Below are 8,133 nucleotides of genomic sequence, written 5' to 3' on the forward strand. Positions count from 1 at the left end.
GGCTCCGGCGGCACGGACGGTCCGGGCGGCAGGACGGCAGGACGAGGGGCGAGGGACGAGGGACGAGGGGCGGATGCGGGACGTAATAACGCGGTAAAAAGTGCCCTCGCGCACCCCGCGCCCCGGTGGGACTCACATCACAGCTTTCCCACCCGGAATACCGGGCGGATAGCGGTCACACGCGACGGGGCGTGTTCCCCGGGCGCACACCGGTTCGTCACATTTCGCACACCCCGCACTCCTCCGGAACGCGGCGGACGACACGCCGGCGCGCCCGGCACAATGCCGGCCGCACCGGCAACGACCTGCAAGGATGCGGGGCGTCACCCACCGCGGAGACCGGGCGGGAATTTACCCCTTCAAAGTACGAATATCCCCTTTGTGCATTCCGCGTTATTCGTTCCGTTGAAGCCGGTGTCCGACATGACACCCGGAAACGAAGTGCGAGACCGCTCGCAACGGGCACCGACCGGGCATTCGCCGCACCTGGTCGTCACCGGTCGGACACCTCTTGGGAACGCTCAGATCAGCTACGATTCGGTCGAGTACGTTGTGTGCCCTGTCATGTGGCCCTTGCGAACGCCGGGCGGTGGCCGGCCCTACGAAGCGGCCGAACCTGTCCCTAGCTCACGGGAAGATTGCTGATCAGATGGACATTCCCCCTCTCGCCGAGGTGCGTCGCCTCACGGAGAAGAAGCGCGACGCCTGGTGGACGGTTCTGCTCGTCGACCCGGTGGCCACGCCTCTCGTCCGGGTCGTCGCGAGATGGCCCCGGATCACCCCCAACGGCATCACCTGGGGGGCGCTCTTCCTCGGTCTGGGTGCGGCGGTGTGCTTCTGGTTCGCCGACTGGAAGTGGCTGCTGCTCGGAGCCGGCCTCTACCACCTGAGCTTCATCCTGGACTGCATGGACGGCAAGCTCGCCCGGCTGACCGGGCGCGGCTCCGAGTTCGGCGGCTGGCTGGACTACGTCTTCGACCGCATCCGGGTGCTCGCCTGCGCCATCGCCCTGATGGGCGGCCAGTACAACAACACCGGTGACGTCGCCTTCATCTGGCTCGCGCTCGCCGTGGTCTTCCTGGACATGCTGCGCTACATCGACGCGCTCCAGATCTTCAAGGTGCGCCACAGCATGCGCAAGAAGATCAAGACGCGCGCCAAGGCCTTCCGCCGCGCGCAGGAGGAGCAGTACGGCGAGCAGCCGGGGGGCAACTCCCACGAGGCCGGCCTCGCGTTCATGGAGGACCTGCTCCGCGAGAACCCGACCGCGGACCTGGACAACAGCGACGAGACCGAGGCCGACGCCGAGGCCAAGCGGACCGCCGACGGCGAGGAGCCGGAGCTGGACGCCGACGGCCAGCCCGTCCGCAAGAAGGAGGTCATCGACCTCCACGTGGAGTTCAAGGGCCGCTTCCCCTGGTACGGCCGCTTCCGCACCTTCCTGCTGCGCCACCGCATCCGCACCCACCTGGTCAGCGGCATCGAGTTCCAGATGGCCGTGTTCATCATCGGCCCGCTGCTGGGCGCGATCATGCCGGTCACCGTCGTGGCGGGCGCGCTGCTCATGGTGTTCGAGCTGGCCATCATCTACAAGCTGCTGCTGTCCACGAAGGACTTCGAGCGCACGCTGGCCAAGTACCCCGTGCCGGAGGAGCCCGAGCAGCCGGAGCAGGCCGTCATCCCCGCCCAGCCGGCCGGTTCGGCGAGCGAGGCCGCCCCGGCCGCCGAGGGCGCCGCGGTGGCCCGCAAGTAGCCCACCGCGGGAGACGCACGGAGCAGTCGTCACAGCGAAGGCCCGCACCGACCGGTGCGGGCCTTCGTGTTGCGGCGGTCCCGCCACCCGGCCGGTGACGGGACGGCCGACTCACTCGAACGGGTCGAACTCCTCGTAGGCGCGGTCCGGGTCGTCCTGCCGCTCCGCGTCGCGGTCCCTGCGGCGCTGGGCCGCCGGACGGGAGACCTCGAGCCGGTGGTCCTCACCCCGACGCCCCAGCATCTCGGCGCCGGCCGCCATCGTCGGCTCCCAGTCGAAGACGACGGCGTTGTCCTCGGCGCCGATCGCCACACCGTCGCCCTCCCGGGCGCCGGCCTTGAGCAGCGCGTCCTCGACGCCGAGCCGGTTGAGCCGGTCCGCGAGGTAGCCGACGGCCTCGTCGTTGTTGAAGTCCGTCTGCCGCACCCAGCGCTCGGGCTTCTCACCGCGCACCCGGAACATGCCCTCGGCCTCCTTGGTGACGGTGAACCCGGAGTCGTCCACGGCCTGCGGCCGGATGACGATCCTGGTGGACTCCTGCCGGGGGGCCGCCGCCCTGGCCTCGTCGACCAGCGCCGCGAGCGCGAAAGACAGCTCCTTCAGGCCCTTCCTGGACACCGCGGAGACCTCGAAGACCTGGTAGCCGCGGGCCTCCAGGTCGCCCCTGACCATGTCGGCGAGGTCCTGGCCGTCGGGGATGTCGGTCTTGTTGAGGACAACAACCCGCGGCCGGTTGTCCAGACCGCCGTACTCGGCGAGTTCGGCCTCGATGACGTCGAGGTCGCTCAGCGGGTCGCGCTCGGTCTCCAGCGTGGCGGTGTCCAGCACGTGCACCAGCACCGAGCAGCGCTCGACGTGCCGCAGGAACTCCAGGCCCAGGCCCTTGCCCTGGCTGGCGCCGGGGATCAGCCCGGGCACGTCGGCCACGGTGTAGACCGTGGAACCCGCGCTCACCACACCGAGGTTGGGCACCAGGGTGGTGAACGGATAGTCCGCGATCTTGGGCTTGGCCGCCGAGAGCACCGAGATCAGCGAGGACTTGCCGGCCGAGGGGTAGCCCACCAGCGCCACGTCCGCGACCGTCTTCAGCTCCAGGACGATGTCCCGGACCTCACCCGGCTCGCCCAACAGGGCGAAGCCCGGGGCCTTGCGGCGGGCGGAGGCCAGCGCCGCGTTGCCCAGGCCGCCGCGGCCACCGCGGCCGACCACGAACGTGGTGCCCTGGCCGACGAGGTCGGCGAGCACCTCGCCCTTCCGGTCCAGGACGACGGTGCCGTCCGGCACCGGCAGGACGAGGTCCTTGCCGTGCGCGCCGTCCCGGTTGTCGCCGGCGCCCGGCTTGCCGTTGGTGGCGCCGCGGTGCGGCCGGTGGTGGTAGTCGATGAGCGTCGTGACGTCCTGGTCGACGACCAGGATCACGTCGCCGCCACGGCCGCCGTTGCCGCCGTCCGGCCCGCCCAGGGGCTTGAACTTCTCCCGGTGTACGGAGGCGCAGCCGTGGCCTCCGTTACCCGCGGCGATGTGGAGCTCGACGCGGTCCACGAAGGTGGTCATGACGGTCTGCCTCCCAGAATCGGGTCGGTTGCTGCTGTCGACGGGGTCCTGTGCCCCGTCCTAACACGCCGAGGGCGGAACCGCTTCCCCACCAGGGGAGAGGCGGTCCGCCCTCGGGATGCCGTGTGTGTCGCGGTCGTCGCTCAGGCGACCGGGACGATGTTCACGACCTTGCGGCCGCGGTGGGTGCCGAACTGCACCGCACCGGCGTTCAGCGCGAACAGGGTGTCGTCGCCACCGCGACCGACGCCCGAGCCCGGGTGGAAGTGGGTGCCGCGCTGGCGGACAAGGATCTCACCCGCGGACACGACCTGACCGCCGAAGCGCTTCACGCCGAGGCGCTGCGCGTTGGAGTCACGACCGTTCCGGGTGGACGATGCGCCCTTCTTGTGTGCCATGTTTCTCAGTCCCTCACTTAGCCGGGGCGTCGATGCCGGTGATCTTCAGCGCGGTGTGCAGCTGACGGTGACCGATCCGCTTCTTGTAGCCGGTCTTGTTCTTGTACTTCTGGATGTCGATCTTGGCACCCTTGTGGTGGTCGACCACCTCGGCCTGGACCTTCACACCGGCCAGCACCCACGGGTCGCTGGTGACCGAGTCACCGTCGACGAGCAGGATGGTGGAGAGCTCGACGCTGTCGCCGGGCTTGGTGGTGGAAAGACGGTCGACCTCGATGACGTCGCCCACAGAGACCTTCTGCTGGCGGCCGCCGGTGCGCACGATTGCGTACACGCGGAACTCTCTCTCGCTCGTAGACGGACCCCTGATGCCAGCCGCCCGGCGCGGGAACGGGCCCGCGAACGGTCCGATGTGGCGTGGACGGCCTCTCCGGGCCGGGGCGGTGGACGCCCGGCGTCCCGGAGGGATGTGCTCAGGAGTACGGCATGTCCAGTGACACGCCGACGGTCAAGGTTACGGGGCCCTTGACCTGGGGTCAAACCGGCCCCGGAGGGCCGACCGGTTCCGGTGCCGGGGGCGTCCGCCCATGGCACCGGAACCGGTGTCGGTCGACTCAGCCCTCGTCGGCCGCTGCCGCCGGGACGGTCTCGGCCTGCGGCTCCGCGGCCTTCTTCGCGGCGGCCTTCTTCACCGGGGCCTTGGCGGCCGCCTTCTTCGCCGGCGCCTTCGCCGCGGCCTTCTTGGCCGTCGTCTTCTTGGCGGTGGCCTTGGCCGCCGTCTTGGCCGTCTTCTTCGCGGCCGTCTTGGCGGCCTTCTTGGCCGGGGCCTTGGCGGCCTTCTTCGCGGCGGTCTTCCGGGCGGTCTTCGCCGCCTTCTTGGCCGGCTCCTCCGCAGGGGCCTCCCCGGACTCCTCCTGCGGCTCCTCCGCAGCGGCCTCCGCCGGCTCCACCGACTCGACCCGCTCGGCGACCGCCGCGTCGGACGGCTGGGGCGAGACGATCTCATCGGCGGCCCCGGCGACCTCCGCGGCGGCCTCGGCCGCGGGCACCACGATGGCGGCGGCCTGCGCGCCCTCCGGCGAACCGGCGGGGGCGGAAGCCCTGCGGGCCACCCGACGACGCGGCCTGGCGGGCGGCGCGGGCTCCTCCGCGGCGGCCACCGGCTCCGGTTCGGCGACCGGCTGCCCGGCGTCGGCCGAACGCTCCGACACCGGAACGGTGATCACACCGGCGGCCTCGCCGGTCTTCGGGGCGCCGGCCGGCGCGGACGCCTTCCGGCTCGCCCGACGACGTCCCCTGGCCTGCGGCGCGGCGGGCTCCCCGGCGGCCGCCGACGGCTCCTCCGAAGGAGCCTCGACGTGCTCGGTGGCCGGCGCGGGCTCGACGGCCACCGCCGGCTCGGGCTCGGCCGCGACCACGGCCGGCTCCTCGACGACAGCGGTCTCCGGTTCGGCCCCGGCACGTTCCCTCGGCTGCTCGCCGCGCGGCGGACCCGCCGGCGCCGACACCTTGCGGCTCGCCCGGCGACGCCCCCGGCGGCGGCCGGCGGCGGCCTCGGCCTCGGCGACGCTGCTGTACAGCTCCTCGTCCGGACGGAACTCCGGCGACGGCAACGCCACCGGCTCCTGCTCGGCGAGGTCGGCGGCCGACTCCTCGGCGAGCGGCTCCCCGCCGGAGCGACCGGCCCCGGACGCCACAGCCTCGGACACCGCCGCCTCGGACGCCGCCTCCGGCTGGACGGCCTCGGCCTGCGCCACGCCGCCCTTGCCCTTCTTCTTCCGCTTGCCGCCGCCACCGGCCGACTGCGGCTGGTCCATGTGGACGATCACGCCACGGCCGTTGCAGTGCACACAGGACTCGGAGAACGACTCCAGCAGGCCCTGCCCGACCCGCTTGCGGGTCATCTGCACGAGGCCGAGCGAGGTGACCTCGGCGACCTGGTGCTTGGTCCGGTCACGGCCCAGGCACTCCAGCAGGCGCCGCATCACCAGGTCCCGGTTGGACTCCAGCACCATGTCGATGAAGTCGATCACGATGATGCCGCCGAGGTCGCGCAGCCGCAGCTGACGCACGATCTCCTCGGCCGCCTCCAGGTTGTTCCTGGTGACCGTCTCCTCGAGGTTTCCGCCCTGGCCGGTGAACTTCCCGGTGTTGACGTCGACGACGATCATCGCCTCGGTCCGGTCGATCACCAGCGAGCCGCCGCTGGGCAGCCAGACCTTCCGGTCCAGCGCCTTCATCAGCTGCTCGTCGATCCGGTACGTGGCGAAGACGTCCACGTCCGAGGTCCACTTGCCCAGCCGCTCGACCAGGTCGGGGGCCACGTGCGAGACGTACTCGTGGACCGTCGACCAGGCGTCCTCACCGCTGATGACAACCTTGGAGAAGTCCTCGTTGAAGATGTCCCGCACGACCCGGACGGTCATGTCCGGCTCGCCGTACAGCAGCGTCGGGGCGTTGCCCTTCTCCGCCTTCTTCTTGATGTCCTCCCACTGCGCCTGGAGCCGCTGGACGTCACGCGCCAGCTCCTCCTCGCTCGCACCCTCGGCGGCGGTGCGCACGATGACGCCGGCGTTCTCGGGGACGACCTTCTTCAGGATCTGCTTCAGCCGCGCCCGCTCGGTGTCCGGCAGCTTGCGGCTGATGCCGGTCATCGAGCCCTCGGGCACGTACACCAGGTAGCGGCCGGGCAGGGAGACCTGGCTGGTCAGCCGGGCGCCCTTGTGGCCGATCGGGTCCTTGGTGACCTGCACCAGCACCGACTGGCCGGACTTCAGGGCGTTCTCGATCCGGCGCGGGCCGCCCGAGACGCCCAGCGCCTCGAAGTTGACCTCACCGGCGTAGAGCACCGCGTTGCGGCCCTTGCCGATGTCGACGAACGCCGCCTCCATCGACGGCAGGACGTTCTGCACCTTGCCGAGGTAGACGTTGCCGACGTAGCTCGTCGACTGCTCCTTGTTCACGAAGTGCTCGACGAGGACGTCGTCCTCCAGCACCGCGATCTGGGTGCGCTCGCCGTGCTGGCGGACGATCATCTCGCGCTTGACCGCCTCGCGGCGCGCCAGGAACTCGGCCTCGGTGATGATCGGCACCCGGCGGCGGCCCTGCTCACGCCCCTCCCGGCGACGCTGCTTCTTCGCCTCCAGACGGGTGGAACCCTTGATCGACTGGACCTCGTCGCTGGGCTGCTCGTCCTTCTTCCTGCGCGGCTCGCGGATCTTGACGACGGTGCGCTCGGGGTCGTCCGACGGCGTGCTCGCGCCCTCGGCGGCCTCGGCGCCCTCGGCCGCGTCCCCGCTGCGCCGGCGACGCCGGCGGCGGCGACGGGAGCTGCTGGTCGACGGTCCGCCGGCCTCCGGCTGGTCGGACTCCGCGGCAGGCGCCTGCTCCGCCTCGTCGGCCTCGGCCTCCGCCTCGGAGGGCTCCTCCTCGGCGCGGCCCCGGCGGCGGGCCCTCTCCGGCCGCTCGGCGTCCCCGTCCTCCTCGACGTCGGACTCCGACTCGTCCTCGCCCCCGGCCTCCTCGGCCAGCTCGGCGCGGCGACGGCGGCGACCGCCGCGGCGGCGACGTCGCGAGGGACGCTCGCCGCCCTCGGCCTCGGCCTCCTCGCGGGCCTCCGCGTCCTCCTGGGTCTCGACGTCCTCGGACTCGGCCTCCTCGGCCTCCTCCTCGTCGTACGCCTCCTCCGCCCGGGCGGCGGCCTGCGCGGCGGCGGCCGTCTCGGGGGTCTGGAACATCGGCTGGGTGAACACCGGCGCCTGGAAGAGCATGGTCGTCGCGGCGGCGCGGCGGCGGCCACGCGACGGCCGGGCCTCGACCTCCTCGTCGGCGGCGGCCTGCTCGGACGCGGCGGACTGCTCGGCGGCCGGCGTCGACTCCCCGGTGGCGCGGGTGGCGCGGCGCCGGGTGCGCGTGGCGCGCGGGGCCGTCTCCTCGGCGGACGCCGCGGCGCTCTCACCGCTCGACTCCGCCTCGGCAGTCTCCTCCGGCGCGGCGGCGGCACGGGTCGCCCGGCGACGGGTGCGCGTGGCCTTGGCGGGCGCTTCCGGCACGGCCTCCTCGGCCGACTCGCCGCTCTCCGCCTTCGCGGCCTCAGGCTGTGCGGCCTCGCGCTCGGTGGCGGTGGCCTCGGCGGCGGGCTCGGCCGAGCCGCCGCGGCGGGTGGCACGGCGACGCGTACGCGCCGGCCTGCTCGGCTTCTCAGCCTCTTCCACGGACGGTGCCTCGGTGCTCGTGCCGGCGGCCTCGTGCGGCGTTTCGGCGGCCTCCGCCACCGTGGCGGCCTCGGGGGCCTTCTCCGGGACGGCCTCGGGCGCCGGGGCGGCCGCCGCGCGGGTGGCACGGCGACGGGTGCGGGCGGGCTTGGCCGGCGCCTCGGACGCCTCGGCCGGAGCCGTCTCGCTGCTGGGGACTTCCGGGGTGGGGGAC

General features: G+C 72.5%; 5 protein-coding genes. 1 reads left to right on the forward strand and 4 read right to left on the reverse strand.

The genetic code is table 11. The features are described from left to right. Positions 1–649: 649 nt before the first annotated feature. Positions 650–1,753, forward strand: coding sequence for a CDP-alcohol phosphatidyltransferase family protein (locus GL263_RS16300; protein WP_182856451.1), 1,104 nt, complete (start codon positions 650–652; stop codon positions 1,751–1,753). A 111-nt stretch (positions 1,754–1,864) separates the two neighbouring features. Here the strand turns inward: GL263_RS16300 and obgE are convergent, their stop codons facing one another. The 4 genes from obgE to GL263_RS16320 all read right to left on the reverse strand — a co-directional run. After that, complete coding sequence (gene obgE / locus GL263_RS16305) at positions 1,865–3,307, reverse strand: GTPase ObgE (RefSeq protein ID WP_182856452.1); 1,443 nt, start codon at positions 3,305–3,307, stop codon at positions 1,865–1,867. A 143-nt stretch (positions 3,308–3,450) separates the two neighbouring features. Continuing rightward, on the reverse strand, positions 3,451–3,705 hold the full coding sequence (gene rpmA, locus GL263_RS16310; protein ID WP_109498837.1) for a 50S ribosomal protein L27: 255 nt from the start codon (positions 3,703–3,705) through the stop codon (positions 3,451–3,453). A gap of 13 nt (positions 3,706–3,718) precedes the next feature. Beyond that, complete coding sequence (rplU, locus tag GL263_RS16315) at positions 3,719–4,039, reverse strand: 50S ribosomal protein L21 (RefSeq protein ID WP_143646521.1); 321 nt, start codon at positions 4,037–4,039, stop codon at positions 3,719–3,721. A 280-nt stretch (positions 4,040–4,319) separates the two neighbouring features. Beyond that, positions 4,320–8,133 (reverse strand): ribonuclease E/G (locus GL263_RS16320; RefSeq protein ID WP_182856453.1); only part of this gene is annotated, 3,814 nt, incomplete at its 5' end.

Origin of the sequence: Streptomyces durbertensis (assembly GCF_014156695.1) — a bacterium.
GTDB classification, from domain to species: Bacteria; Actinomycetota; Actinomycetes; order Streptomycetales; family Streptomycetaceae; genus Streptomyces; species Streptomyces durbertensis.

Coding starts and splice junctions, on each gene's coding strand:
- obgE (WP_182856452.1), bottom strand. CDS start 3,307: ATGACCACCTTCGTGGACCGCGTCGAGCTCCACATCGCCGCGGGTAAC.
- GL263_RS16300 (WP_182856451.1), top strand. CDS start 650: ATGGACATTCCCCCTCTCGCCGAGGTGCGTCGCCTCACGGAGAAGAAG.
- rpmA (WP_109498837.1), bottom strand. CDS start 3,705: ATGGCACACAAGAAGGGCGCATCGTCCACCCGGAACGGTCGTGACTCC.